The following is a 25,307-nucleotide window of genomic DNA, read 5'->3' as shown; positions in this document are numbered from 1 at the left end:
GACGATATGCATGTTACACAAAATGATGATGGTTATTACTCTTTCTGGCATTTCCTGCCTTGCCAATGCAGAAATGATTCTCATGCACCTAGCGACAGAATTAGATTATCAAGGACGCAAAACAGATTGCAGTCTTTGGGAACACGGGAAAGCCAAACTAGACAGCTACTACCTGTTCAAGGGGTACCCTGGTTCTGGTGGTTGCCATGTGAAATTTACCGCATCGGATTTCTACAAAGAGTTTCAGTTTTGTTCCATTGGCGGTGAAACTGGAAACCCTCATAACAGTAATGAGTCAGGATATTGCCAAATAACGCCAACCCACGAATCTGTAACCTTGAGTGCCATGCCATACCGAGGTCACTACAGTTGCAGCTTCATTTGCGTAACGAATGGAAAAAGATCCCCAAACTATCAACCAACGGAAAACAAATGATCTGTTATATGTTTTGCCATCTACACAGATTTTCTTCTTCTATCTCTAACCATTAGTTGCCCAGAAATTTTTTTCACCTCAAACAAATCAATTGTGCCAAACATATCGCTAAGCTTTTTAAAGCCATAATTTCTCTGATCAAAGGAGCTATGATTTGATATGTGGGAACCTACTCTGGCAAGAGATGCCCAACCATCTTCCTCTTCGGAAGCATTGATCGCCTGCCTCAGAAGATTTATAAGCTTCGTATCTTGTTTCATAGATTCTGAATCAGAGCCGATTTTTTTGTCGCCGACTTTATTTAAATCCAGAAACTTTGAGCAGGCATTAGCGAACGCTGAAGGGGTTTTACTTTCACCGAATCCTATTACCATTTTGCCTTCGGAAATTACTCTCGTCACAAGAGGTGTAAAGTCACAATCAGATGACATAAAGCAGAAAATAGATACATCCTTGCTGTAAATTGTATCCATCACATCAATGGTTAGAGCTATGTCTGTAGCATTTTTTCCTTTTGTTAGGTCGAACTGTTGAATCGGCTGTATCGATGCCTCATGCAATATTTCCTCCCAAGATTTCAATGCAGGATTTTTCCAATTTCCATATGCTCTCCTTATTGTTACGACCCCATAGGTCGCCAATTCAGACAGAACAATCTGTATTTTTGACGCCGGTGCATTGTCCGCGTCTATGAATAACGCAATATTATTCAACGATGAATCCTGCATTTTCCCTATCGTCATTATTAAGGCTCAATCCCTTGCAACTGAATCCACCTCTGGCCGCTTTCTTCCTGCACCAATGCCATATTGCTTTTTATCTCGATAATTAGTCCCTGTTGAGCTTTGTCTCCTGGCTTTAGGTTTGCCAAGAATTTGGCCTGCTCACGCATTTGTTCATATTCTGGATTCGCCCCATAAGCCAGAAAAAGAGAAGTAAACTCAGGAATACCTTTAACCGCCATATAAGGAGTTTCAATGTAATCAACATTGCGCGCTGAACCATACTCAGTTTTATTGATTCCCTTGTTGGGATCTGCCCCGTTATCAAGAAGCATCTTCGCGAGATTTCGTCTTTGCTCGACATTGAACTTCCGTTCTGTCGTTACCTCGTAGAGCAATGGCTTGTTCACGAAGACATAATCTAGGTCGAAGCTGGACATAAATGGTTTGAACATATCAACAAACTTCACTGCTGTTTCATAGCTTGAATGATAGTGCCCAGAGACTCCAAGATAGAACGCTTTACTGGTTGGCTTCATTCCCAATCTTAGGAGTTCGTCAACAACATCAATCGCTCCCCATGCAGTAGCCTCCTCCAGGGCATCGTTACGCTCGTATCGTGCTTCCTTTATGAATTCCGGATTAGCACCTTGCTTTAACATCGACAAGGCAGCATCATACTGCTTATCAAGCAACAAGCATTGAAACAACGTCTGATATTTGCTTTTCAGATTTGGATCGAGTTGATAATTGCTCGTCACGTCATAGGCCAGACTGCAAAGACGCTGATCCATAGCCTTTTGAGCGATGGCTTCGATTTCAGGCTTGGCGTATGCGCCAGATTGAATGGCTTCTATAACAGCCTTGTTGTCTTTGTTTATACCTGCATCAAATACCAGTTGGTCCGGTGATTTCTTTCCAAACGTTGAACACGCAGATATTGAAATTATTCCGAATGCGAGACTCGCTTTGAATGTATTTTTCATCTTTGTTCCGAAGCAGAGTGAATCCCTGCGTTATCTTTTATTTCATATTGTCCTAAGAAAGGAAGGCTTGCCTCATATGAAGCTCCTTCAAATTCCAAGAGGCGTCTTAGATCATGATTATTGTGAATCCATAACCTGTCGGACTTTTCCAACACCAACCGATTAAATTCAGCATTTGAATCTAACGCCGCTTCCGGCAACCTTTCCAAATTTATCTCCAAGCAATCTATTCCTATCTGCTCATAAAACTCTATTTTATTGTCTTCAACACCGTGGGTCACTCTGATTTCAATAGCTATCGGTTGAGCTTTTACAAAAACAAGTGCATCTGGCCTAATATCTATTCCTAATGCTCGAATTGTTGGTTCTACCTTACATTTGTCGTATCGAATAAGGTATTTTTTTGTTTTATCACAATATTCAGCCCCACTCTTATCCATCAAGGCTCTGGATAATTCACCAATTTTAGTTCTTCGATTAATCAACAACATGGAGCTATTTTTTATGACTTCTTTGGCAGCGCGATGAATTTCTGTTTCATAGCTGGCCGCACAATGCGCTTTGCTCTTATGAGAAAAATGCTTCTGTCGAATATCACCTTTTCTTAGTACTAGCTCACTACCACAGTCTGGACAAAAGTAGTTACATGATTCTTTTTGCACATCTTTAACGCCAACCAGACCACCGTCATCTAGTCTTGCAAATGGTATTTTTAGTTCTTTCACTCTTCACTCCTTGAAAATCTTTGTTAACTTCCATGACTACATTTAACCTGAACAATATCTTTCATTGATCTCGCTCTAAGTCTCTTTGAAACAGGATCGCCAGCTAGTTTCTTCACTCGATCATTCCAGTAACGGATGATTTCTCGGTTAACCTGGTCATCTATATTTTCCGAGGTGGCCGCACATATTCTATCCAAGGACTGAGTTAAATCATCGTCTATTTCATGGGCTCCCTTGTAGTCAGAACCGTTGACAATGTAGTCGCATCGAAAACACTGCAAGCTATCCAGTACATGATCAAACTGGATGAGATAATTCTCATCCATATAGACCCAACAGCCTCTCAATTCCCCAGGAGGCACATTGTTGACGGCATTGCTCAGGAGATCCACGACATCCCGGTGATGCCCACTTGTGAATCCATCTATGTATTCACTCGCATCTTCCAAGGAATCCACTCTTCTACTCTCATGCACAAGAAGCGCTGCCTTAATATCGGGATCGAGCCGAAACAATTCTTCGTATGGCATAGGGCTTTTCAAGTAAGGAAGCGCATTGCGTGCCTCCAACCAGATGGCAAACTCTTCTCTTACCCAGTCCGGCGCAGACAACGCCCTTAGATAAATGCTGTAGTATTCTGGGTATAATCCGGATGAGTGAAGGAAGCCTGGCACCACATAGCTTCCACGCATACTTCGGGATAGCCCCTCTCCAAACACCAGTGAATTCGTCTTATCCAAAGCGAGTCGCTCCCCCTGATAGTCGTCGAGAACTCGGCAAAGCTGCATATCTACGCAATTTCGCCCTACCTCTATTAGCAGCTCAAGGTCTGTCATTACCAGTTTCCTCTGTCTATGAAGAAGAATGGCCCACAAGGGGCCATTCGACTAACGAGCTCCGATTGCTATTTCTTTCCGCCGCTTCTACCACGGTAGGCCCGATAAGCAGCACCTCCAGCTCGACCAGAAGCCCCTCGGAAAGAACCCGATCCGGAGGCGGAACCGCCGCCTACACCACCCATGCCCATTCCGCGAACCATCCCCGCACCTGCATAGGCCATAATGGACAGCCAAATACCAGGTAGAAGGATAATGGAACCAGCACTGACGGCAGAGACCAAGAAGCTGTTGGTAGCTATATCAAACCAACCCGCTTGGGACATGTAAATGTCCAATACCCGGTTATCAAACCAGAATGCAGCAGCCCAGATTGCATTGATAAACTCAAAGCTGAAGTAGACCAAGGCGATAGATACAAAGGCGCTCAGCCGGTACTGGCCGAACAGCAACACAAACGGTGCAGCCATAATGACGACCATCTGGATCAAAGCCAGAATCATCGGACCAGCCACTTTAACCATTTGCCTCATTGTATGGGTCTGCAAGAACTCATCAATACTGGTAAACAGGCCTGCTCCAGCGAACACCACATCCGCGGCCTCCTTGTACCATGACTTGTCAGTGTCAAAATTATTGCTCAGGTCCACATCGGTCTGAGAACTGAGGTTCGCAGCATCCGCCTGGATGATCATCTTGATGATGAGGTCTTCTTTGGTGTTGTCATCTGCAACACCCACAGTAACCACCTGAGATCCCCAATCCATCCAATCATCAAGAATATCACCGGCTTCATCGGCTGGGATGTCATCGAGGATAAGCTGTCTCAAGCCGAGGGCTTCGTTCACGACACCAGGACCTTCTTCACCAAGCCAGACTTCCCGGCAGTACGGATGAGCGCCAGTTTCATGCGCAGCGTCAGAATCCCTGATTGCCGCTTGCCGATTGAATCCAAACCTATCCATATTCCTCATGTAGGCCTCTGGATGTTGGTAGTATTCATCCACCGCATTCAGCAAGGTTCGAGAGCCGATCCAGTCTACATCCTGAACCGCTGAGATATTTGCCGGTAAAGCGATAGGATTCAGCTCGAAACGCTCCAGTGCCTTTTTGTAGCAAACTTCATGGAAGTCACGAACACGCTGTCTCAGTTCTGGATCTTGAATGGTGATCTGGCTGATACGCATGAGCATGAACTCATAGTTGTTCACGCAGGACATGGACTTGATTGTTGTATGGGTGACTGCGCTGGACAGGAATTCCACGAACGACCAGGCTACTGGCTTATACACGCCGATTCCGCCCATATCAGCAAAGCTGTCATCATAAGCGGTGGCCGTATTATCCCCCTGCCCTTCCGTATTCGCCGGAGGATTGCAGTCGGGGATCTCCAGGTCATATTTGACCGTGGCCAAGTCGATTTCCCAACCTTTATAAGGAATCACGCAGAGCATCAACACCAGAATCATGCTTACGACCTTGATCTCTAGTCCTTTAATGGTCGATTCGGCATCGCTGTCTTCATAGTTGTCTCGGAAGTTTGTGATAACCGCCGCGATAAACGGAATCAAAGCCAAACCAGATCCCACAAGGACATCCCAAATGGCTTCATACATGTTCCACCCAAATAACAGGGTGTAAATTTCGAGAAGATTATTCGCTACCATTCTTTTCAGAGCCCAAATTGCTGGATGATGACCACTTCAAAGAACGCCAGCATGAGCACGACTTTCCACCACTGTGACTTCAAATACTGAACATCTCGCTCTCGCTTTTCTGCATATCGTGCTTGGTCTTCATCGGATAGTTCGCCTGGATTAAACCGAGGCCTCGTCATAAACCGGCAAATTGGTGTCCACGCTGCCATTACAGCCACGTAAAAGCCGATGCGATACCACATCCACCCACCAATCAGGTCTACACCCTTAATTTCGTCAGGTTTGACATCAAAGATGGCGCTGAAAATCATGCCCAGCACCATGAGGGCCAGAAGGCCCCCAACGCTGATGACAAAGAATTTGCCTATGTTTTTCATCAGTTCGGCTGTCCCAGTTGGTTGGTCCCTGACGCCTTACCACGATCAACTTTGCGAGTGTTCTGAACGCTCTTCTCTTCCTGTCCCAGGATTCTGAGAATTGTGTTCTGAGCAATGGCTTGTCGGGTTTTGATTTCAAGATCAAGTTGGTCCAGTTCAACCTGCAACTGATCAATCGCATCGTTCACGACAATCTTGGCCGGTTCGAACGCCGCAACATTTGGCTCCTTGACGCCAGTTCTAAGCAATTGAGTTAACAAGCGTCCTTGCTCGACCAATCGAGCGTAGGCAATCTCACCCGCAAGCTTGCGGATCATTTCACCCTGCCCTTGAGCATCACGCTTGCGAACGGCCATGATGATGGCGTCATTAACAATTACCCCAGGAGGAGCTGAAACGCGGTTAAGGTTCTGCCAGGTTAACTGAGTTGCACCAGTAACCAGATCTTCCAGATCCTCAATTAGGTCATCAGTCATATCCCTGTGCATGTAAGTCAAACCTTTGCCCGGCGTGCCTCGCATCTTCTTGCAGCCATCACAGGTTCGCATCTCAATGTCACCAAGAACTCGTGTTGACCAGTTCGAGGCAGCGACCGGCCCGTTCCAGTATTCCCAGAGGGGAGTACCCTGACCGTCAGCGGGTCCTACGGTCGAAGTGGCACAACTGTTTGCCCTATCGAACATGATGTTATAGCCGACCTGAACCACATCAGTCAGAGCACGAATAGGTTGCTGTCCGGTTCCCCCTTTATTAGTACCGCAAGCCCACTCTGCACCGGCATTACCGTGGTTGGTATCATCAAGCGCTTCTTTCGCACGAATGGCGTCTCCGCCTGAAGAATTGATTTCTTCGGCCCAGTTATTGGTTTTGATGGAAAGCTTGTACTTCTCAAACGGGAAGGACTGCTCTCCCATCAATACCCGAGACATCTCCTCACAGGAGGTTTCAGCCCACTCAAAATCCATCTTGCCCTGCAAAATGCCCTGTTGAAGCATGTCATACAGACCAGGATTGGCTCGTTGAATTGCCAGAGCAGGCAAACTCGCTACCGCACCGGTTGCAGACTGAATGATGTTATCCATCATGTTCCTGAAACCATCAGTAATACCATTGAGCTGGTTGCTCACCGAAATACGCGGATCGAATTCACCACACTCCATATTCAGGTCCCAGCCAATCCCTAACTCCAGAATGGGCACGGTATGGATTCGCGTAGGTGCATCTGAAATGTAACCGCCACCAATTTCGTAATCGATGGCCCCCTTCAGACGTGGCGAGTGTTCGAGACTGTCTGCGGTTGCTACACCTGAAAGTGCAGCACACAGCATGACAGCCAGACTTTTATGTAATCTGATTAGCATTGTCGTTGTTCCCCTTGATTAACCCGTATGAAAAATCAATTGCTGGCCTTGCCGCGTGCAGCACTTGTAAGATTTCCAGAAATTCCAGATATAACTGCCGTCTGTAGAACGCCGGTTACTCGAAGGATTTCCGCCATACGGGAAACGCTGGCAGGAGCTGTCGGTACGAGGGTAAAGCATCTGCCAAATACCCGTGTCTTCTCTGTCCTGATCCAGTGGGTCAGATGGCCAGTATCCATCCTGGTCGGCCTTATCAATGGTGTAATACAGATGTGGCTCACCAGAGCGAGTGATGAAATGTGCGGCACGGAACGCGGACAGCACCCCTGCCTTCAAGGGGTCTTGAGCCGTCATAAACCCGTGACGCGGGTAAATTGCACCGTAATTGTTGGTCACTGAACCAAGATCCCAGGTGTTGACCAGCGGTAACCATGACTGCGGATAGAACATCTCCGGCACGTCCCAACGCCAGGCAATAGAGTCCAGGTTGGATATGAAATACGGGAAAAACGGAAACGTCTGTCCGGCACAGACTAGGCCGAACGTCGTTTGAGCCAAAGCGTTATACGCGATCAGCGACGGGTTGCCGTAGGCATCCACCAGCTTGAAGTAGAGGTTGGCGTGCTGATCTTTCTTCGCTTCCGTACTCACCCCACCACGGATACCGACATCATCAACGTTATAATCCTCAATCCAGGAGATGATGGTTGTTACCCAAGAGGAATCGGCATCACCCTGAGAGACCTGGTTAATATCCTGTGATTCCGTCCAAGGTTCGCCATTGGCCCGATCATAGGACTGAATAACAAGATCAGGGACATGGTTCTTCACCTTTAATGACGTACTGAATGAACAGACCGGTGGAACCAAACAGGTCATCCAAACGCATATTCCGCGAAGCTCCCAATTCATGCAGGACAATGCCGCCGACATGGTAGCCTCACTGATCTCAAGGGTGTTCATTACCCCATCGTATTGATCGTTCGTCTCACCATGACATGCGATACACTCAACACTCCCCCGCTCCTCCAGCATTTGCTGGGTATTCCCCATAGTCTCGTCACGAGCAGCATCAAGGTCATTCGGGTCAAACTGCGTCCATGTATCCGGATACGCGAATGCTTGACCTGCTATGCCGGATAAACAGAGCGCGATGACGACAAACAGTAGTTTCTTCATCTATCACCCCCTTTGTTGTTGAAGATTCTGATCGCCTCTTGTAAAGAGGTAACGCCGTAGACCACTGACTTATCGTTAAACACAATGGCTGGCAGCTTTTTGATTCTGAATCGAATGGCGTACTCGATGGCCTCGCCACCAGCTTCCATTTCGTTATAAAGCGAGCGCCAGTGAGGTCCATTAAGTACCTCACTGAACGCTTGCTGATTGGCATCCCGATAATTGGAAGGTCCAACGTTCGAGCCAAGCTTGGCTTTCACCATCTCGTTGAGCTTGGCCGTGGCATTGTTTTTGGTGTCCATGTTGTACACATGAACCACCATGCTGGGCGGCAGTTTGAGGTCTTCTCGAACCGGAACAGCATCCGTGTGAAATACACGGATATTGCTGATTTGATTGGCTAATGCCGACTGGCAGCCAAGCACCATGAGTACGCAAAGAAGTCTTATGGGCGTCATACAGAAACTCCTTCTTCCTGGTCAGCCTCAATATCTTCCTGCAATACCTTCAACACTTCAGAATTTGCTTGTTCTTCTGACAGTGCGGCACTCTCACGCTCAAGACGAGCGAGCGTTTCTCTGGCTAACGCTTTCTCCTTGCTCATCGCTTTGCGTGGCTTGGGGTCTTCCGGCTTTTCAGCGATACCACGGTAGTAATCAATCATGCGACCGACATATTCAGCCGCTTCAACTTCCGTGATACCAAACTGCCTCATGTACTTGGCGCGTTCTGTTTTTTCGTCTTTCTCAGTTCCCGCAAGGCTGAGGAAAAGTGAAGGCGGTACATTTCGGAATAGGGCTTCCATGTTTTCCGAAAGAACCACCCCCTCGGTGTATTTTTTGGGCTCCTTCTTCGCAGAGAGCATGAGTTGCTTCTGCTCTTCGTTGAGGCTCTTGAATCGGGCGATGTCTTCGATCTCGTCTTGAGGCATTACCAGACAGATCCACCACTCAATCATGTTGAGCATCTTCTTCGCGGCATTCGGGAAGTCCGCCATGTTCTGCGTGGCTACCCACCACCAGGCACCCAACTTACGCCACATTTTTACAACCTTCACAACAAACGGTGCCAACAGCGGGTTCGTTGTGATGATGTGGCCCTCGTCCGTCAACATGACGATAGGACGCTCATCGTGTTGATGCTTCTCCGCAAGGTTGTTAATGCGCATCATGATGGAGGTGTAGGCGATAGCAAGCTGGGCGTTGTAACCTTCACGGGCAAAGGTAGCCAGATCCACGATGGTCACATCGGTATCAGGCCAGGCTTCACCATCGGTGTTAAAGACCTCGCCTTCAAAGCCATCACAAAACATCCGCAGAGACTCACCCATCTCGAAAGCACGCATTCTTCTGTGCTCTGGGTAGTTGTCATTCTTGTTGATCATGCTGAAGCCGTCAGCGACATCCAAAGTCATGGTGCGGCGACCTTCAGAACGCGCTTTTCTGGCACCATTGAGAATGGCATCCCGGATCATTCGACGGTCAGCACGGGTGAGCTTTTTAGCCTCTTCTTCTTCACCACCGGTGATCATGAGTGTGGCAATGATTTCCATCTCACCCATAATGTCGCGCTGTTCATCTCCCTCATCGTCACCGTCGCTGTCTTCAGCCATCATCATCTCGGCGATGACATCCATAGCGGCCTTATCTCGAACGTGCTTTCGCTCCAGCTCAGTCAGTTCGTTATAGGTTTTGTAGGTATCGTCGATTTTGATTTTCTCAGGGATATGAGCTCTGAGGTCATCTTCAGTGATCATGGAGGCATCACTGACGATTCGAGAGCCAAGAAGCTCCTCTTCGTCACCGTCAAGCAACTTTTCTGCATCAACGAATGGCGGCAGCGTTACACCAGCACCTGGCTTTAACTGCACCTTATTAACGGTCATGTCCTTGTCAGCGAAGTAGTCCGCCAGAAGACCAAAGGAATTTCCGGCCTCGATGATGTACAAACGTGGCCGCAATAAAGCCATAATCTGAGAGGCCATATTGGTAATAGATGCAGACTTACCGGCACCCGTAGGACCCAGGATTAACCCATGCGCGTTTTTCTTCCGGTCTTGTCCATGAAAGGGATCAAATGAGATCGGCTCACCGCCACGGTTATACATGGTCTGACCCGGATTGCCGGTACCGCGATGTCGGCCAAAGACAGACGAAAGGTTTGCCAGATGCTGAGACCAGACCGGACGAGTGGCTTTGTAATTACGATCCATCTTTGGCTCGTAAACCATTGGCAGATTGTAGATGTAGGCGTCCAGACCCAGAGATTCATCTTCTTCGCGCACAGGCGCTAACTGGTTGGTCAGCAACATCGTACTGACCTGGTTTGACTTCTTACGCAGATCCTTCAGGTTTTCGCCCCGGATATACACGCACATCATGGCACGGTACAGCTTGTGTTTATTGCCCATCAGGTTCTTGGCGGTATCGCAGTCCTTGCGTGCCATCGTCGCATCTACAGATTCGCCCTTTGACTTATCCTGAATACGATTAATGTGGTTCTGAACTTCATCCTGGGGAGTAATGATGATCGTGGTAGCCATAATGGTACCGGGCGGCATTTTGTCCATCATACAACTGGCTTTGCCGGTTGACGCCCCATCAGGAGTCACAGATCCAACTTCACCTGAGATCTGACCAATCTTTGGAGTGCGACGGAGTTTGTGTACGCGGATGCAGCGATGAGGTAGCTCATCAAAGGTCCATGTCTGATTTTCAGCGTCTGACTTCGGCAAATTGAAAAACAGACTTTCTGCCAGGTCATCGCCGTAGGGAAGATCATCCTCATCAACGTAGCTGGCTAACTCACGGAATTTGCGCTTATCGCCATTTGTCAGAAGTGGACGAGGATTGAACCAACCCAACATCCACTCGTAGAACATTTTCCCGTTATTCCGGATCAGCGAAATACCAGCATCCCTGAACGCGGTCTCCAGTTTCTGGATTACATCATTCAGCTCTTCTTCCGGCGTCATGCCCGCATAAGATTTCCACTTTGGCGGAAGTCTGCGATAGACCACCATTTTGATACGGCGGATCTTACCGCCCCAAGGAGCATCAAGGACTTCTTTATCCTCAAAAAGACCGCCCTCTTTACAGATGCCCCGTAAATGCGCCTCCATGATGTCCAACCACTCTTTGGTGTACTTGGTATCCTTGCAATAAGCCTTCGGATAAGCACGGAGTTTGTCGATGTACTCCTCCATGTTGTCGTCGTCATAGGTGTATTGCTGAATGATCCACGGCCCAGTTGGAAGCTCCTCGAAACAGTCTTGAAGAGCATCCTGAATCATGTCTCGACGATCCTGAAGCCAGTTGTAAGAACGGCCTTCAGTAGCAATCGGAACAATGTCAAAAACAGCTCCTACGGATTTGCCGTCATCGAGAAGGATGGTCTGAGATTCAGATTGGAACTCGTACCAGGGAAGTTTCTGCACAAACGATGAAGGTCTGCCATAGATGCGAGCAGCGTCCATCGAGGTCAGAGGTTTCTTCTTCCCTTCTACCTGTTCCTCAGCCTCGGCTTCTGGCTGAGGTTGATTTGCAACAGGCTCCTGATCATCTTTTGGCGGAATAAATACTTCCTTCAGCTTTTGCGCAAAACTCATGCTCACTCTCCCTCAAAGCTGGATTTCATATCGCTGATCTCACCTGGCAACGCATAGTGCTCCCGCTCCCACATTTTGAATTCGGTGAGATAGCCCGGAATAGGCACTTGCGTATCAGCAGCCAGGTGTGGTGCAACAAACATGTACATGGTTGGATTGGGAAGCGTCTTGAATCGAGCTTCAAGCTGAGTCTTCTCAGTGCGAACGTAATCGCTCAAGACCACATCCCCCTCAACCATTGGGCGACGAATCAGCGAACGCTTGTCATACAGTTCACCATCTCCAATGCCCTGCATGTGTCTGTTGTAGACTTCCTTCATGTCGTGCTCTGGTACCGGGATAATGGAATCCTTGGTAGCACAGGCGCTCAACATACTAATCAAGGTGACGGTCAGAACGACGGTTAATATTCGCATAGTGATTTACCTTTCTACCTTCTGGGTCATAGTCAATTTTTAATTCCTCTGAAATGTGAATGGCGAGCTCGGTACCAGGTGGCACATAGATCGCGTCAAAGGAATTTTCTTGGCGTGCATCCAGCCAATCAGTCACCTCGTTAAGGCCTTCTGAAATAGCTGTATTTTTGGCAACAATCTTCGGATCGCCGGTCAACCCACTGGTCAACCCGCCATTGTTATTGGATTGTGTAGTGAACTGGCTTGCGGCTTCGGCATTTGCATATGAAGCGGCTGCGGTAAGCCCTACCCGAGATGTCAGGTAAGACGCCGCGTTTGTAATGCGCTGACCAGTAATGCATGGGATGCCATTCTTATCTGAGAACCATGCGATCGGATCGGTTGTTTTCGTGCCGGGTTCCGGGAAGGTCACAATCGTTCCATCCTGGAATGTGAACGTCATGGAAGTAATCTCCCCGCTCACACAAGAAAGGGTCCAGTCCCCCTTGGCAATACCCGACATTTTGATGCCGGTAACGCCTGGTATATGGATACCGTTGGAAGACAGATTTTCTTCACCTACCATCACCTTAAATGGATATGGGTCGATGACCTGACCATTGATTGGAATACGTCCAAGCATGGCCGTCATGGAAACAGAGCCAATCAAGGTACCGTTGATTGGAATGGTGTAGGCTTTAACAGACCGCTCTTCTTTGGTTTGCTTCTTGGACTTGGTTGGCCCTTTCGCTAAAGCAGGAAGATTTTCTTCCGCTGCTGCACTGAAGTCAGGAAGGCTTATCTTTGTCGGATCGCGTGGGTCCACATTGGCATCAATCGGATTCGTCCAAACAACCTGATCAAAATCAACCTGCATACCGTTTTCGTCATATCCCAAACCACTGGGAATTCCGGCATTGCCAATGTCATATCCGTTTGCGGACTTACTGCCACCCTTCTCCTTTCCGCCTTGCTGTAACTCTTCTAACCGATTCTCTAGCTTTGCAATCAAGCCACGAGTGAGATCTTGGGTATGCTCTAGCTCCCTTTGTTTCTGTTCAGCCTGCTTTTCAGCATTTGAGAAACGGCTATTAACACGCTTGTTAAGGCTTTCTTCCATCTTCAGGAGCTTGTCGATTTCTTGCTTCAGACGCTTGTTCTCTTCCTGAAGCTTCACCGAATCTTCGCGAACAGCACGAGTTTCGTTGGTAAGCGTTCTCATAGTCTCTACTGGACTATCAACGTCCACACCGTACTCTTCTTCCAGAAAGCCTTCTTCAAGTGGGTCAATTGCAAGACCGTTGTCCGGTTGTGCTGGACCACTTTCAATAGCAGATAACCCGGCCAACTCAGCCGTCTGACCAGGTGCTTGTGCGGTAACTTGTTTTTCCTTGCGGCCCTTCATCACAACAACCAAAAGGATGACTACGATTACGACCGCCAAGGCTTTGATAACAATATTTGATTTCATACCGAAGCCCCTTACTTATGTTTGTGGCGGTTGCGCTTTTTCTCCGCCTCCGCTTTTTCTTCGAGTCGTGCCATTTCTTCAGCCTCAGCTTTGAGGTCCTGATAGTAGGTCCAAGGATAGAGAGTCTCTTTCAATGGCTTTTCTGAAATCAGGTACAACACTGTGCTGTCGCCTGGCGTACCGTTTGGATACAACATGTGATGCTGAAAGGTAGCGTGAGAGAACGGCAGATTGAGATCGAGGTAGCTCAGATTCACTTCATTTTCAGAAGTGTTCTTGATGTGAATAGCCGCCAAGTAATAACCACCACCCTGGTAAGCCAATATCGGTTTGGAGTAGGTCTTGTATTTGTTCTCGCCCTTAAATACGCGAACAGCTCCCTGTACTCCCAGAGTTGTCTCAGTAATGCCTGGGCGATCACGATGTAATCTCGTCGGCCCATACAGTCGCTGTGATGCAAACCGAGTCAGGTCAACTGGCGTAATGGTCGGAAGTTCCATCGGAGAATCTGACACCTGACGTTCATCTTCAGGAATAATGTTTTCTGATTCCAGAAGTATCCGAATATCTTCCAGAGGTTTCGCATTTGGATCTTCCTTCCCGGCAATCAAGTCGAGAAGGATTACTTGGCCATCTGTCAGGCGCTTGATTTGGACACGCTGCTTATCAAACTCCTCGTAGGGAAGAAAGTGCACCGCTCCCTGAGCAGACTGTACCCGGAACAGCTTTTTCATCTGCTGTCCTTTGGTAATACCTACCTGAACGTGATCGCCAAACTGAATACTGCGCTCTTCACCCTTTCTCAGTTCGATTGTCACTGGCAGATTGGTGTAGTGAATGATTTCTGTCGCTAAAGCCGAGCTGCTATAAAACCCAACTGCGGCGATAATCAATGCTGCTTTATTAAGTAGTTTTTTCATCGTTATCTTCCTGCCACTTCGCCGCTCGTGTCCTGAACGTTTTCATTTTCCTGCTGGTTACCTTCAAGACGTTTCGGATTTTTATAGAAGCCATCCAAAGCTAAGCCCCAGAGGTTGCACTCAGGATCAACATCCCAACGAACGATGCGAACGGGGTAACGCACAAAGATGTCTTTCACGATTTCTGATCGGAACGTCTCTTTGATATTCACGTCGTAAAAGGCAACCCATGAATCACCGGACTCAACGTAAACACGTTTGTCGGTATACGGACGCTCAGGCATTTCCTGAAGAGCACGAGTGCGGTTTAGCTCATGTCGTTTCAAACGTTGTTCATAGTCACGCTCAAGCTCACCTTTAAAGCGTGGTGTGATGTAACAGCTAAGGCGATTGATTTGCTTCTTATAATCTTCAATACCTTCAACCGGCCAGTTGTTCATTTGCTGAAAGATGTAATAGCCAAAGGCGTAGACGTTAAAAGGGTGACGTTCCTGGATACCGCGTGTTGACCCAGAACGAAGATCGGGAGGAATATCAATCTTGATGTGTTCAGGTGCGGCCTTCCATCCAGCAATTGAGTAAAACAAGGCAATTGCCAATATACCGATAAGGATTCGCAGAGTCAGAATGTGAGAGTCCCGACCATCTAACGCTTTCTTTAATCTTGCCATCTAGCCTACTCCTCGGGCTCCATGTTGATTTTTTTAACGGGTTGATCTCGTCGGATGTCCCAACTCTGTGATGCCTCGATGTATCCGAAGTTGAAAAATGAGTATTTTTTCTGCGCTTGCTTTTTGAGGTACACCACATGCAAGCCGTCAGGCATTCGTCGCTTGAGACCTTGCAGGTATTTGCCAACGACCAGCAAAGTGCCAATGGCCATGCCGAAGCCAATACCCACTCCGAACAACGCCCAACCAAATGGAATGAGCAAGAGTACGCAGACGGGAATCCAGAAAATGATTGCGGCCACGATAATCATCACGACCTCGGTATCGGTCAGTCCCCGAAAGACGACCGGCTCTTCGATGAGCCGGTCGGGGATGAACTCGATTTCTCGTCCGTTCATTCCAGGTTCTTTCATTAGAAGATGATCCCGGCTGCCTCAGTCAGCAGGTACACTACGAATACCAGCAGCAGTACGCCCATGCCGCCGTGCATACCCATGTCACCCCAAGTCTTCTTGCCAGCGCCAATGTCGTTGTAGACAGCGACCATGTTCTTGGCGACAGCCAGGAATGCGACGGTACCCAGTACAAGACCCAGTACAATCGCAATGTCAAAGGCATAACCTTTGATCAGACCGATGTAGTCACCATCAGCAGCCGCGTTGGTTGGATCAGCAGTATCAGGCAGGGCAGCGTGAGCACTGGAGAAGGCGAAGAACAACATAGTGGCCAGTGCAGTTTTCACTGCGGCCAGTTTGTCTTTGCAAGTTACGATCAGGTTTTTCATAGGATTAACTCCTTTAGTACTTTGAAGGTTGGTTAGTTAACAAGTAGGTAAAGGAGCACCATCATCACAAAGACACCACGGAACCAAACGATTACCATGTCTTTTGCAGTAATGACCTCCGACCCATAGTCGTCGTATGCGCGGTAGCACAGCCAAGCGACATAAAGAAACACTGCCGTTGTGCCGATTGCCTGGATAGTCCAGAGAAGTTCAGCAGCGGTAAAAAAATCTCCCGTGCCTTCTTCAAATGCAGCAGATTGAGCAGCGTTCATTTTTGATGCTCCGTATAGTCACTACTGAGAGCATCGATGGACGATGGAACCACTGGTTCCATCGGCACCGTCAGATGATGAGAAATTCCGGCTTGGATCTTTCTCAGGTCATCTAACAGAACCTGGTAATCGAACGTCGTCCGATCGTTCGAGTTGCTGCGCATCTTGGCGGTCATCACCAAGGCTTCCAGCGCAGCCAATTCATTTTTAATTTTTGCCAGAGCTTCACGCTCAGCCCATACATCCGCCATAGACACCTGCGGAAGGCTCATGAAGCTCACCAAGAGAAGGGTTATCAATTTGTTCATCATCGAGTCACTTGAATTTCAGGTGGAATTGCGATGGTAGGAATTAGAACAAACGAAAAGGCAGGAAATCTGGTTTATTGGGTCATTACTCGATGACCCTTTTTTGATAAGAAAATGGCCGCTGAGTCGCGGCCATTGGAGGAGGTGAAATTAAGTCTTTGCGCTTATAGGTACTTCTTAAACTTGCTGGTCATGACCATCAAAACAAGTCCGAACAAGACTGCAAAAGGTGTGATAATGAAGTTAGGGTGTATGCTATTGGGGATCGCCAGATAGATTACCCACGCCATAATCAGAACCGGCATAGCAAAGCGTTTGGCCCAGTGATAAATGTACCCTGATTCATTGCCACCGCACCAACGCCGTAAATCCCTTTGCATAAGTCCATCCGAGACACCAACTAATCCAAAGAGGAGAAACGCCGGAATAGACAAGACCAGGATGGACAGTCGTATTAAGAACATGATCAGAATGTAAATGGCTGCCATAAAGTAGTTGTAATACTCTGCAATCAGCCCTTTGACTAACCGAACGAACTTACCATCGTTTGCGTCCGGAGTTTTTGCGGAAGTCAGCATGTCTACTATCCCGGAATCAATAAAAAGGAAGTTCACTACATCGGTAACTTTCCCACTCGCGGCCTGGACAGCCTCACCATTGAGTGAGTCACCATCGAGAGAGCTCCCCAGGTAACTGATTTCCTTCCGCATCATTTCTTCGGCATGTTCATACCCGGTGTATCCCTGCTCTGGATAGAAGAAAACCATACCGATCCATTCAATGATGATGGACATTAATGCCGAAAAGAGAAGCAACCCAATGACCTTGAATATGAGGTCCAAGGTCTTCCCGATAAAACCTTTCTTGGCAACAGGGTGCTCTGCCCTGGCTACGCTAGATTCCGCCATCTGCTATACCCACCATGCTTCTGCCGTGTGATAGTTCTTTTCCATTTCCTTGGTCAGCGCCTGTAAGTTCTCAGGCATCTCTTCATCGTCCTCAACGGGAAGCGGAAACCGTACTTTCCAAAGATGACCTCCATCCAGAAGACAAAACGCCTGTCCTTTTGGCAACGCGGTCACATGACTTGGTTCCAGCATGGGCACGCGAAGCATTGAGATACGGTCCTGAGTACTGGAGGTAAAGTCGATGTTGTTCTCTGTATCAGAAGAATCCGAAGCACCTGATACGGTCATCTTCTGTGATATTTCCACTTCAGGTAGCTGATTGGTAAGCAACTCAGCCGTGTCCTTTTCTTTCACACGGAGCATAATCAGGTTGTTGAAGTTGCCCTCTACCTGGCGTGCCTTGGCTGCATTGCCGAGTCGAGCTTCAATGTCTCCCCTGGACTGGGTGTAGGCAGTGATCTGCATACCAGAGCCACCCGATTTGTTGACCATCGGCAGGAACTCATCACCCATCAATTCATTGAATTCATCTGCATGAAGGCAGATCTTGGGCATTGCGTTGGCTTTTCCATCTAACATGCCGTGCTGGAACCCGTGCTTGTAGATCATGCCCGAGGTCGATACCAAGTCAGAGAACATGGAATTGCCTACGGCACTTGCAACCTCTGTGTCTGTCATGGCATCGAGCCCAACATAGACAATGCCACGCTTCCGGATGATCTGTGTCCAGTCAAAGATAGGACGGTCATCATTCACATCGAAATAGTCCGGTGCGATGAGTTTGCCAATCTTTCCGGTTGTGAGCTTTTCAAGAAGTGGCAGTAGAGACGCTACCAGCTTGTCGAAGTAGGTGCGGTCATAACGCAGTGCAGAGAGTAAGCCAAGTACGATGGGATCACTCACTCCCATCTGTTCAACGTATTTCCGCAATGCTTCAGTTCGGGCGTTTGCATGTTTTGCCAACCTGGGATTTGACTTGTATTGCTTCTCGGCATCATGAGTCATGTCATTGATGTCTTCTACCCAACCCTGCTCTGCATTGCGCGGAAGCCACCATTCCAGGTATTCGCAAAACAGAGGTTCGATGTCCGTAACGTACCGAAGAATATTGTTGTAATCCGGACGTTGGCCAAGGGACACAAGGGCACGAGCAACGATATTGATGAACCGCCAAGCGAATTCTTTAAATGCTGCACTGTTGCCTTCGGATGAGAGCTGACCAGAGATACGACTGGCTACTTCTGTAATTCGAGCAAAGTTGCCTACCGCGTTGTAACGGGCGGATATATCAGGAAACCCCAAATGAAAAACGTAAAAGTCGTCTTCCCTGCCCATACGTTTCGCGGCCATATACATCCGTGTTAATAACCCGGCATCAGATTTAGGATCAAATACAATGACCGGACCATCGCCGCGTCGAATATCCTGCTCTATCAGAATCTCTGCTAGACGTGTCTTACCCACTCGGGTCGTTCCAAGAACCAAGGTATGCCCTACCCTTTCACTCATTGGTAAAAGGACTTCTTCTTCGTTTAGCTCGACAGCATGAATGGCAGGATTACCTCCAATTGGTGGTAGCGGTCTGAAGGGATTCAACACATGATCTTTACTGGTTAGCCGACCCAGAGCTTGTAAACCAGTATTTTCAACGTCTCTCTCGAACTTCCTGACTGCTGAGTAGATCTTGGATGGCTCCAGGTATCGCTTGGCCGCAGGTGACAACGTATCTTTAAGGCGCTGAGTATGTTTCTGTCCCCACTTGAATCCCTGCCCGAGATAGAGGTGATTTCGGTAACAGGGTATCTGTGAAGATGACATTGCAAATCGCGGGAGCCGTTTGAGATTACGCTGATACCTGAGTATTTGAGAGCCCTGATTCAGCCGATACAAACCAAGTCCAGCAAGGATAGCAGCAGAGGTATATCCCACACTTGGGGTCATCATGAGTGTTGAGGGCGCGGTGCCACAAATAATGCCTGCTGAAAGGGCGACAATTCCTGACCACAACTCTACTGGCGGCCTTAATAAAACCTCTAATGGATGATCGGCCATTAACGCATCACTCCCTGATTATCCATGTAGAATGGGTAATGTCTGATTTTTAAATGTTCAGCTAAACGATCGCCTGGAGTTGGTTGCATCAATACGCCGTCTCCGACGATTGATTGAAGCTCTTCCATCTGTTCTTTCGTCTGGATATTCACTACAAGTCCAATAGCTTTCTTCTCCTTCAACAATTCTCTATTTGAAGACAGCCATTTAATCGAAACGGGATCGTATCCGATGATGAACATGGGTCTCGTTGCCATCTGGTATTTCACATCTCTGGCCTCACCCTCCGTCACCCGACCAACAGACATTGAGGCGGTTACCACTGGAAAGTGAGAGTGAACCAGCTTCTTTGAACGTCGCTCGTCGTAGAGCTTTTTCATGTGCTCCAGTGTGTTATTGTTTTTGGGCAGATAAGGGTCAATAGGTTGACCTCCTCGATCTTCGATAACCTCGGTCTCAAACCAAGGCATATGCGGGGATGATTTCTGCTCTTCCGCGAAAGCCTGGCTGAAAGCCAAAACCGCCCCAATCAGGACGACTATAGTTGGAACGTCTTTTAAATTTTTGCCCATAATGAAATGACCCTTTGTGTATAGTTTCTTGCTCTCTCTTTGTCCTGTATTCGCTGACCAGGGCGGTGATAACATCCAACGGCCAACTCCCAGCTATTGCACTCTGGCCTGTCGTATTGTTCTCGTAGGTGTTGCGCGGCTGCATTGAGATTGGTGTAGGGGTCGAAGGCCTCCCATAGACCTTTAAATCGCTGCTCTTGCCATCGCCAATTCAACTGTCCAAGCCCGACATCGAATTGTTTATCCCCTCGATCTAACAAAGACTTCGCGAACAAGTACGCTTTCTCTCTACTGGGAAAGAAGTGAGGCTGTCCTCGATGGTTGATTGTCCAAGGCCAAGGCAGAACTTTTGATCTCTCCCCTGATGAAGTCAGTGATCTGGATTCATTCAGAATGAGAGCGTAAAAGAGTTTCGCCGGTACCCGATTTTCTTCAGCTACCAGGCGATACATATCTGGAACGTTGCTTTGGTTGGCAATTGCAGAGACCGATACAAGTCCAAGTAAGACAATCAGAAGTATTCTCATAGCTCGCCACTACTTGTAGGTTGCTGTTACTGCTCCGGTCTTGAGATCGACTACCCTCACCTGGGGCAGAGAGTTCATATCAATCCCCAGCTCCGTCGATTTGCCTTCATCGAAATTCAAGGTAATCGCTCTTGCTCGAACAACCTCTGGCGCTATTTTCATGAACGAGGCCCATTGGCCTATTTCATCGGAGGAAGCACCTTGCTTGAAGAAAATGTCGAGTCGAGCGTTGTCACCAACGGATGCATGAAGTTCTTCAAACATCGACTTACAGGATTCTTTGCACTCAGAGTCAACGAACAGGATCACCTGCTTGTTCACCTCAACACGCTTTTCTTCCCACTCTCTTATCCAGGATGTGTTGTTGACTGCCAACTGATTGCCGAGGATGCGGCTGGCCGCGCGCTGACGTTCAACCTCAAACGCCATTTCTAATTCCGCCCTCCTGGTTTCCATCTTTATCCAAAGCTCAGCGTATCGCTTCCGCTCCTGCTGGTCGGTCTCAGACACTCCTAAAGCGGTGATTGGATCAAGGCCGGGGGACCAGATTCCACGAGGCCCACTCATGATTTGCTTGTACTTAACCCAGTCGGTTTCAGAAAGCATCCATTGTTTGGCCAGGCTTCTATCTTTCTCGGTTAACGACGCGGCAGCTTCTTTGTCTAGGGTGGACTTCATATCTGAAATCACTGTCGCACTATTGCTACCCTGTGTGCTTTGATTGTTTGCGTAGGCTCCTGTGGTTACCAAAAAGCCTAATACGATATATGCGAGCTTTTTCATCTATCCCTCACACTCGATGTCAACTTCAGTTACCTGGATCTGACCTTCATCGCCTCTTGGTGCCGTCAGGTCCGCAGTAAGCACAGGCCGATCACACCCATCCACCTTTTGAGGAGCTGGCGTGAGGTTGCTGATGTAATAGCCGTCTTCAGTACGGTAATAGCGGCCCCGCTCAAACAGGGGCTCAACTGATACAATCGATTGCTCAGTGACTATCTCCACGGCGACTGGCTCTTGAGGTTCCTCTTTTCCCCAAAGCTCATAACCGCCAATTAACAAGACAAGGCCAACGATCCATTCAACAGGTTCCATACGGCTACTCCTTAATGGTCAGTCGTTTTGTTTTTGAGCCATTCTGGAAAACGGCCTCAGAACCAATAGCGCCCTCAAGTCTCCAGCCCTTGTAATAATCACCCATAGTTAAAGGCACCCAGCTTCCGTTTTCCTCACGCAACATGACATAAGGCTGTGTTCCCCAAAGGTCGATGGAAGCAACGTAGGCACCTTCAATCAGGCTAGGGTCAGTATTCACCTTCTTCACCGGTGCTTTCTGAACAACTTTCTTTGGCGCACTCGCTGCCCTAGCGTTGAGCTTTTTTATCTGATCACTCAGCTCATCAATCTGTTTTTGGTGCGAGTCAATGGATGCACTGTTGGCTTCCAGACTTCCTTTGAACGCATTCAACTCACCACGCATTGCACTGATGGTTGCTTGCAACTCTTGGATGTTTTTACGGATGCCATCAACGCCGACCAAGCTGTCTGAATTAGACTGAACGCCCTTCTGAGTTCCTGCCAGTTCTGCTGTCAACTCGTCAGTTCTTGTATTTAGCGTGCCAATGGCCGAATCCAAACTTTCCATGCTGTTCATGGCTGCCGCCTGGCCAGCTTTTTGGTTAATCACTGAGTAGCCAGCTATACCTGCCGCACCTACTGAGACAAGGAGAGCGATCACGCCAATAAAGCTACCCGGCTTCTTCTGCGTGGGCGCTTTTACTTTTTTGGGCTTAGCTTTAAGTAGCTTCTCTTGCTCACCAGAAGAATGGATTTCTTCCACTTCGCCAATGCGTGGTTCCTTGGCAGAAAACGAATCTGCGTCTGACGCATTGAGTTCAGAAACACTGCCATTCATTTCGGCTTGATCGAATGCATCATCGACAGGCATATCCGACAAAGACTCATCTTTGGATTTTCCACCGTCGATCGTGCGCATGAGGGACTGGCCTAATTTTGACTTGGACATCATTCACTCCTCGCCAACTTGGTTGACAACTCGTAGGCAACTTTCCGGTGTACTGGATCGACGACCAATTCAAAGGCATCACCACTCAGCGTATGGAGTGCTTTGTCCAGAGTCATTGGACCGATATTGCGATGCACTTGAGGTAACGGAAGACTGAGAAGTGTTTTAGCCTCTTCGCTCAAAACAGTTTTATCCGCGAGCACGTAACCGGATCTTGCAAGAAGAAACTCAACGGTTTGGCCAACCGTTTCCACGCTTTGTGGAATCCGAGTCTTGATGACAACCTTGAGAGGATTGAGCTGATCTACCGGGGGGATGTTTTTCACATAGGTGTATCGCCCAGTCTGCATTACTTCAATGCGATTGGACTCCCCTATGTCTAAGGGTTTACTTTCCGCTGATGCCAATGTGCTGAAACAGCACATAGCTACAGCAATTGCGGTCTTCTTCATGGGCTATACCTCCAACATTATTTGGCAGAGGTACAGTACAAGATCACATCTTTGAAATTACTTTTTTTGGGTCACCGCTAAATGACCCTTTAAATACAGAAAAGCCTGCGCGGTGGCAGGCTATTCAAATTCTTACCAAGGCTCGCTTGGTATTGCAGTTCGGGTATAGCGAGTACCCCTGTTAAAGTACGATCCTCTATGGGGCGTTCGGATCATTGTTCCCCAGGATTTCGTGCAGGCTTATAGCACTTGCACGGCATGGCTGCGCCACACAAAAGCCACTCGTATAGTGTCATCATCATCACAAGATTTGCTTGCTGGCTAACCGAGTTCATTAGCAATTCTAAAGTCACTGTCGTGAACGCTAATCAGAATATCCCCAAGACAAGAGATACTCTGATTAGCACTCACAAAACAGATTGTTGCTCAAAACCAATTCGCGGTAGTTTTGAAGGGTAAGCACTGATGGATGCTCTGAAGTGAAGAGTAGCAAAGCAATGCTTTGCAGCTAAGCCCGAAAGCTGTCAGGAAGTAGTAATTGAATTTTTGCAGATGATCCCAACTTGGTCAAGGACATATGCCTCTCATGACCTGCTCATATTATCGCGGACCTAAGCTCGGCTTTTTCATCGACCGACTGATCTATGGAATCCAACATACCCTTGATCAGTTTAAGGTTCGCATTGATGTAGATGAGTTCTTCTTCCGTTTCTTTCAATCGAAGTTTTCTTTCGTCATCAAATACGCGGAGATACTCAACAATAGAATCGGCATGAAGCCTGTTGTACTTCCTATCCCGCTTACTCGACTTAAACCGCCAGTAATACTTCCTTGAGTTACCATCCGATCGCGCTGCAAGCGTCAGCTCAAAATCCTCTCCAAGTAGACTCACCAACTCCTCCTTGAGCTCCTCTACTCTCTGCCCGAGCATCTCCTTGAATGCTTCAATTTCTTTCCGGTACAGATTCAGGCGTCCTGCCTTATTATCCTTAAAAGGTATTATTAAATTTATATTTAAAGGAACCGACATGTAATTCTTACTCCCGATCCAAGCAGAAAAATTGGTATTGAGCCAACCTGTAAGCCTACTATTGTGCCAATTATCTACCTGTCATGATCCACTTCCAGACTGGTACTGAGCCAAGATCTCTCCGCTAAAAAAAAGGTGCGCTTGGCACCTTTTTCACTATGACCGCACAAAGCGCTGTTAGGCAGTAGCCACTTTCTTCTTAGCAGAGCGGGTCATTTCTTCATCAGCCTGCTTTAGTACTCTATCGAGCTCTGCACCCAGTTCATCTTCGCTGCTTGAATTAGCTTCTTTCGCCGCAGCCTTGGATTTATTCTCCGCTTTACCCTTTTCTAAAGCCTTGCCCATAGTTTGGAGTCGTTTCATTGGCAATGGAGGCGCATTGTCAGATCTTGTTGTACCTTCAAGATAACCAACCTCCAAATCTCCCATCAGCTCTTTAGCCTTTTGGGCCTTTTGATTGTTTGCTGCCATATCATCTCTGGTAACCCCAGTATGTCTATAGCTGAATACCATATGCAGGACACTGCGCACACGCTTTTCGACTCTCGCAAGAGTCTCGAACTTTTCCTTGTTTGGTAACAGACCGATGTGGTTGGCCAAAAGTACCTTGAGAACGATTTGGTCTACCTTGAGCAGTTGATACACAAGCTGAAAGCCCAAACGAGAAGCAAACCGGATGGGAACCACAACGGGGTTCTTGCTTCCTATGTCAGGGAGGCGCATTGCAGGAGGGATGTTTTCATCTATAAATGACTGAATATCCTTCAGCTCACTATCTAAATCGAAAGTGAGGTCATCGATTGCTTGTTCAATACGGTGGTAATGGTAATCAGCATAGGGGTCATCCTCTCTTACCGCCTGCTCGATTCCCCGAACAATCTTGCAAAACCCAGGAAGTCCGAGAATGCCGTGACGCTTTTGTGTTTTTTCCCTACCCTGCCACAACCGAAGTGCTGGTCGTGTGGCGAGCTCAATTTCGATGTCCTGTTTGGCCCCAATGGCCGCCATTTTTTGTGAGTTGCTGTCAGCCAT

At 47.8% G+C, this 25,307-nt stretch carries 29 protein-coding genes; 1 reads left to right on the top strand and 28 read right to left on the bottom strand.

Translation table 11 applies throughout. The features are described from left to right. The first annotated feature begins 10 nt into the window (after window positions 1-10). The gene (locus QQL66_RS09690; protein ID WP_284381049.1) at window positions 11-436 is read left to right on the top strand and encodes a hypothetical protein; all 426 of its coding nucleotides are present in this window, start codon (window positions 11-13) and stop codon (window positions 434-436) included. Window positions 437-456: 20 nt separating this feature from the next. Here QQL66_RS09690 and QQL66_RS09685 read toward each other — a convergent pair whose 3' ends face one another. The 28 genes from QQL66_RS09685 to QQL66_RS09550 all read right to left on the bottom strand — a co-directional run bounded on the left by QQL66_RS09685 (window position 457) and on the right by QQL66_RS09550 (window position 25,307). Beyond that, the gene (locus QQL66_RS09685; RefSeq protein WP_268905189.1) at window positions 457-1,149 is read right to left on the bottom strand and encodes an NYN domain-containing protein; all 693 of its coding nucleotides are present in this window, start codon (window positions 1,147-1,149) and stop codon (window positions 457-459) included. Window positions 1,150-1,181: 32 nt separating this feature from the next. After that, window positions 1,182-2,144 (bottom strand): hypothetical protein, encoded by a 963-nt coding sequence (locus QQL66_RS09680; RefSeq protein WP_284381047.1) that lies wholly within the window; start codon window positions 2,142-2,144, stop codon window positions 1,182-1,184. Then, window positions 2,141-2,869: a competence protein CoiA family protein gene (locus QQL66_RS09675; RefSeq protein WP_284381046.1), complete on the bottom strand. Its 729-nt coding sequence runs from the start codon at window positions 2,867-2,869 to the stop codon at window positions 2,141-2,143. Before QQL66_RS09675 ends, QQL66_RS09680 begins: the two co-directional genes overlap by 4 nt. 23 nt (window positions 2,870-2,892) lie before the next feature. Further along, window positions 2,893-3,705 carry a hypothetical protein gene (locus tag QQL66_RS09670; protein WP_284381045.1) on the bottom strand — a complete coding sequence of 271 codons (813 nt, stop codon included), beginning with the start codon at window positions 3,703-3,705 and terminating at the stop codon, window positions 2,893-2,895. 68 nt (window positions 3,706-3,773) lie between these two features. Continuing rightward, window positions 3,774-5,372 (bottom strand): conjugal transfer protein TraG N-terminal domain-containing protein, encoded by a 1,599-nt coding sequence (locus tag QQL66_RS09665; protein WP_284381043.1) that lies wholly within the window; start codon window positions 5,370-5,372, stop codon window positions 3,774-3,776. 5 nt (window positions 5,373-5,377) lie between these two features. After that, window positions 5,378-5,740: a hypothetical protein gene (locus tag QQL66_RS09660; RefSeq protein WP_284381042.1), complete on the bottom strand. Its 363-nt coding sequence runs from the start codon at window positions 5,738-5,740 to the stop codon at window positions 5,378-5,380. Further along, window positions 5,740-7,101 carry an integrating conjugative element protein gene (locus QQL66_RS09655; RefSeq protein WP_268905195.1) on the bottom strand — a complete coding sequence of 454 codons (1,362 nt, stop codon included), beginning with the start codon at window positions 7,099-7,101 and terminating at the stop codon, window positions 5,740-5,742. Before QQL66_RS09655 ends, QQL66_RS09660 begins: the two co-directional genes overlap by 1 nt. 18 nt (window positions 7,102-7,119) lie before the next feature. Then, entirely contained in the window at window positions 7,120-8,280 is a 1,161-nt protein-coding gene (locus QQL66_RS09650) for a TIGR03756 family integrating conjugative element protein (protein WP_284381041.1), read from the bottom strand. Next, complete coding sequence (locus QQL66_RS09645) at window positions 8,277-8,738, bottom strand: DUF1525 domain-containing protein (RefSeq protein ID WP_284381040.1); 462 nt, start codon at window positions 8,736-8,738, stop codon at window positions 8,277-8,279. Before QQL66_RS09645 ends, QQL66_RS09650 begins: the two co-directional genes overlap by 4 nt. After that, window positions 8,735-11,887 carry a conjugative transfer ATPase gene (locus QQL66_RS09640; protein WP_284381039.1) on the bottom strand — a complete coding sequence of 1,051 codons (3,153 nt, stop codon included), beginning with the start codon at window positions 11,885-11,887 and terminating at the stop codon, window positions 8,735-8,737. Before QQL66_RS09640 ends, QQL66_RS09645 begins: the two co-directional genes overlap by 4 nt. A gap of 2 nt (window positions 11,888-11,889) precedes the next feature. Next, window positions 11,890-12,303, bottom strand: coding sequence for a TIGR03751 family conjugal transfer lipoprotein (locus QQL66_RS09635; RefSeq protein ID WP_138922217.1), 414 nt, complete (start codon window positions 12,301-12,303; stop codon window positions 11,890-11,892). After that, window positions 12,263-13,753, bottom strand: coding sequence for a TIGR03752 family integrating conjugative element protein (locus tag QQL66_RS09630; protein WP_284381035.1), 1,491 nt, complete (start codon window positions 13,751-13,753; stop codon window positions 12,263-12,265). The genes QQL66_RS09635 and QQL66_RS09630 overlap by 41 nt, the downstream gene beginning before the upstream one ends. An 11-nt stretch (window positions 13,754-13,764) precedes the next feature. After that, on the bottom strand, window positions 13,765-14,673 hold the full coding sequence (locus QQL66_RS09625; protein WP_284381033.1) for a TIGR03749 family integrating conjugative element protein: 909 nt from the start codon (window positions 14,671-14,673) through the stop codon (window positions 13,765-13,767). A 2-nt stretch (window positions 14,674-14,675) separates the two neighbouring features. Beyond that, a complete protein-coding gene (locus tag QQL66_RS09620) occupies window positions 14,676-15,344 on the bottom strand; it encodes a PFL_4703 family integrating conjugative element protein (protein WP_268905201.1) in 669 nt (222 codons plus the stop codon). Window positions 15,345-15,349: 5 nt separating this feature from the next. After that, window positions 15,350-15,757 (bottom strand): TIGR03750 family conjugal transfer protein, encoded by a 408-nt coding sequence (locus QQL66_RS09615; protein WP_284381031.1) that lies wholly within the window; start codon window positions 15,755-15,757, stop codon window positions 15,350-15,352. Beyond that, complete coding sequence (locus tag QQL66_RS09610; RefSeq protein WP_268905203.1) at window positions 15,757-16,128, bottom strand: TIGR03745 family integrating conjugative element membrane protein; 372 nt, start codon at window positions 16,126-16,128, stop codon at window positions 15,757-15,759. Before QQL66_RS09610 ends, QQL66_RS09615 begins: the two co-directional genes overlap by 1 nt. Window positions 16,129-16,160: 32 nt before the next feature. Continuing rightward, complete coding sequence (locus QQL66_RS09605) at window positions 16,161-16,400, bottom strand: DUF3262 family protein (protein WP_268905204.1); 240 nt, start codon at window positions 16,398-16,400, stop codon at window positions 16,161-16,163. Then, window positions 16,397-16,672 carry an integrative conjugative element protein, RAQPRD family gene (locus QQL66_RS09600; RefSeq protein WP_284381029.1) on the bottom strand — a complete coding sequence of 92 codons (276 nt, stop codon included), beginning with the start codon at window positions 16,670-16,672 and terminating at the stop codon, window positions 16,397-16,399. Before QQL66_RS09600 ends, QQL66_RS09605 begins: the two co-directional genes overlap by 4 nt. Window positions 16,673-16,872: 200 nt before the next feature. Then, window positions 16,873-17,616, bottom strand: a complete 744-nt coding sequence (locus QQL66_RS09595; protein ID WP_004748806.1) for a TIGR03747 family integrating conjugative element membrane protein — start codon at window positions 17,614-17,616, stop codon at window positions 16,873-16,875. 3 nt (window positions 17,617-17,619) lie between these two features. Next, on the bottom strand, window positions 17,620-19,668 hold the full coding sequence (gene traD / locus QQL66_RS09590; RefSeq protein ID WP_284381026.1) for a type IV conjugative transfer system coupling protein TraD: 2,049 nt from the start codon (window positions 19,666-19,668) through the stop codon (window positions 17,620-17,622). Next, window positions 19,668-20,240 carry an integrating conjugative element protein gene (locus QQL66_RS09585; protein WP_284381024.1) on the bottom strand — a complete coding sequence of 191 codons (573 nt, stop codon included), beginning with the start codon at window positions 20,238-20,240 and terminating at the stop codon, window positions 19,668-19,670. Before QQL66_RS09585 ends, traD begins: the two co-directional genes overlap by 1 nt. Beyond that, complete coding sequence (locus QQL66_RS09580; protein WP_268905210.1) at window positions 20,225-20,767, bottom strand: transglycosylase SLT domain-containing protein; 543 nt, start codon at window positions 20,765-20,767, stop codon at window positions 20,225-20,227. Before QQL66_RS09580 ends, QQL66_RS09585 begins: the two co-directional genes overlap by 16 nt. 9 nt (window positions 20,768-20,776) lie before the next feature. Continuing rightward, complete coding sequence (locus tag QQL66_RS09575; RefSeq protein WP_284381023.1) at window positions 20,777-21,550, bottom strand: TIGR03759 family integrating conjugative element protein; 774 nt, start codon at window positions 21,548-21,550, stop codon at window positions 20,777-20,779. Next, window positions 21,551-21,862, bottom strand: coding sequence for a hypothetical protein (locus tag QQL66_RS09570; protein ID WP_284381022.1), 312 nt, complete (start codon window positions 21,860-21,862; stop codon window positions 21,551-21,553). It lies immediately after the preceding gene. Window positions 21,863-21,866: 4 nt separating this feature from the next. Beyond that, window positions 21,867-22,763 carry a hypothetical protein gene (locus QQL66_RS09565; protein ID WP_284381020.1) on the bottom strand — a complete coding sequence of 299 codons (897 nt, stop codon included), beginning with the start codon at window positions 22,761-22,763 and terminating at the stop codon, window positions 21,867-21,869. Window positions 22,764-22,792: 29 nt separating this feature from the next. Then, window positions 22,793-23,245, bottom strand: coding sequence for a PFGI-1 class ICE element type IV pilus protein PilL2 (gene pilL2, locus QQL66_RS09560; RefSeq protein ID WP_004748799.1), 453 nt, complete (start codon window positions 23,243-23,245; stop codon window positions 22,793-22,795). A 595-nt stretch (window positions 23,246-23,840) separates the two neighbouring features. Next, the gene (locus tag QQL66_RS09555) at window positions 23,841-24,275 is read right to left on the bottom strand and encodes a hypothetical protein (protein ID WP_268905214.1); all 435 of its coding nucleotides are present in this window, start codon (window positions 24,273-24,275) and stop codon (window positions 23,841-23,843) included. A gap of 177 nt (window positions 24,276-24,452) precedes the next feature. Beyond that, window positions 24,453-25,307, bottom strand: a complete 855-nt coding sequence (locus QQL66_RS09550) for a PFL_4669 family integrating conjugative element protein (protein WP_004748797.1) — start codon at window positions 25,305-25,307, stop codon at window positions 24,453-24,455.

The organism is Litoribrevibacter albus (assembly GCF_030159995.1).
Classification (GTDB): Bacteria; Pseudomonadota; Gammaproteobacteria; order Pseudomonadales; family Litoribrevibacteraceae; genus Litoribrevibacter; species Litoribrevibacter albus.
Note: the sequence above shows the minus strand (reverse complement) of the source record. Positions and strands in the feature narration are given on the sequence as shown.

What these genes read in the sequence shown, in the direction of transcription:
- QQL66_RS09690 (WP_284381049.1), top strand. Translation starts at nt 11, where the DNA reads ATGTTACACAAAATGATGATGGTTATTACTCTTTCTGGCATTTCCTGC.
- QQL66_RS09680 (WP_284381047.1), bottom strand. Translation starts at nt 2,144, where the DNA reads ATGAAAAATACATTCAAAGCGAGTCTCGCATTCGGAATAATTTCAATA.
- QQL66_RS09670 (WP_284381045.1), bottom strand. Translation starts at nt 3,705, where the DNA reads ATGACAGACCTTGAGCTGCTAATAGAGGTAGGGCGAAATTGCGTAGAT.
- QQL66_RS09665 (WP_284381043.1), bottom strand. Translation starts at nt 5,372, where the DNA reads ATGGTAGCGAATAATCTTCTCGAAATTTACACCCTGTTATTTGGGTGG.
- QQL66_RS09660 (WP_284381042.1), bottom strand. Translation starts at nt 5,740, where the DNA reads ATGAAAAACATAGGCAAATTCTTTGTCATCAGCGTTGGGGGCCTTCTG.
- QQL66_RS09655 (WP_268905195.1), bottom strand. Translation starts at nt 7,101, where the DNA reads ATGCTAATCAGATTACATAAAAGTCTGGCTGTCATGCTGTGTGCTGCA.
- QQL66_RS09650 (WP_284381041.1), bottom strand. Translation starts at nt 8,280, where the DNA reads ATGAAGAAACTACTGTTTGTCGTCATCGCGCTCTGTTTATCCGGCATA.
- QQL66_RS09645 (WP_284381040.1), bottom strand. Translation starts at nt 8,738, where the DNA reads ATGACGCCCATAAGACTTCTTTGCGTACTCATGGTGCTTGGCTGCCAG.
- QQL66_RS09640 (WP_284381039.1), bottom strand. Translation starts at nt 11,887, where the DNA reads ATGAGTTTTGCGCAAAAGCTGAAGGAAGTATTTATTCCGCCAAAAGAT.
- QQL66_RS09635 (WP_138922217.1), bottom strand. Translation starts at nt 12,303, where the DNA reads ATGCGAATATTAACCGTCGTTCTGACCGTCACCTTGATTAGTATGTTG.
- QQL66_RS09630 (WP_284381035.1), bottom strand. Translation starts at nt 13,753, where the DNA reads ATGAAATCAAATATTGTTATCAAAGCCTTGGCGGTCGTAATCGTAGTC.
- QQL66_RS09625 (WP_284381033.1), bottom strand. Translation starts at nt 14,673, where the DNA reads ATGAAAAAACTACTTAATAAAGCAGCATTGATTATCGCCGCAGTTGGG.
- QQL66_RS09620 (WP_268905201.1), bottom strand. Translation starts at nt 15,344, where the DNA reads ATGGCAAGATTAAAGAAAGCGTTAGATGGTCGGGACTCTCACATTCTG.
- QQL66_RS09615 (WP_284381031.1), bottom strand. Translation starts at nt 15,757, where the DNA reads ATGAAAGAACCTGGAATGAACGGACGAGAAATCGAGTTCATCCCCGAC.
- QQL66_RS09610 (WP_268905203.1), bottom strand. Translation starts at nt 16,128, where the DNA reads ATGAAAAACCTGATCGTAACTTGCAAAGACAAACTGGCCGCAGTGAAA.
- QQL66_RS09605 (WP_268905204.1), bottom strand. Translation starts at nt 16,400, where the DNA reads ATGAACGCTGCTCAATCTGCTGCATTTGAAGAAGGCACGGGAGATTTT.
- QQL66_RS09600 (WP_284381029.1), bottom strand. Translation starts at nt 16,672, where the DNA reads ATGAGCCTTCCGCAGGTGTCTATGGCGGATGTATGGGCTGAGCGTGAA.
- QQL66_RS09595 (WP_004748806.1), bottom strand. Translation starts at nt 17,616, where the DNA reads ATGGCGGAATCTAGCGTAGCCAGGGCAGAGCACCCTGTTGCCAAGAAA.
- traD (WP_284381026.1), bottom strand. Translation starts at nt 19,668, where the DNA reads ATGGCCGATCATCCATTAGAGGTTTTATTAAGGCCGCCAGTAGAGTTG.
- QQL66_RS09585 (WP_284381024.1), bottom strand. Translation starts at nt 20,240, where the DNA reads ATGGGCAAAAATTTAAAAGACGTTCCAACTATAGTCGTCCTGATTGGG.
- QQL66_RS09580 (WP_268905210.1), bottom strand. Translation starts at nt 20,767, where the DNA reads ATGAGAATACTTCTGATTGTCTTACTTGGACTTGTATCGGTCTCTGCA.
- QQL66_RS09575 (WP_284381023.1), bottom strand. Translation starts at nt 21,550, where the DNA reads ATGAAAAAGCTCGCATATATCGTATTAGGCTTTTTGGTAACCACAGGA.
- QQL66_RS09570 (WP_284381022.1), bottom strand. Translation starts at nt 21,862, where the DNA reads ATGGAACCTGTTGAATGGATCGTTGGCCTTGTCTTGTTAATTGGCGGT.
- QQL66_RS09565 (WP_284381020.1), bottom strand. Translation starts at nt 22,763, where the DNA reads ATGCGCACGATCGACGGTGGAAAATCCAAAGATGAGTCTTTGTCGGAT.
- pilL2 (WP_004748799.1), bottom strand. Translation starts at nt 23,245, where the DNA reads ATGAAGAAGACCGCAATTGCTGTAGCTATGTGCTGTTTCAGCACATTG.
- QQL66_RS09555 (WP_268905214.1), bottom strand. Translation starts at nt 24,275, where the DNA reads ATGTCGGTTCCTTTAAATATAAATTTAATAATACCTTTTAAGGATAAT.
- QQL66_RS09550 (WP_004748797.1), bottom strand. Translation starts at nt 25,307, where the DNA reads ATGGCTGACAGCAACTCACAAAAAATGGCGGCCATTGGGGCCAAACAG.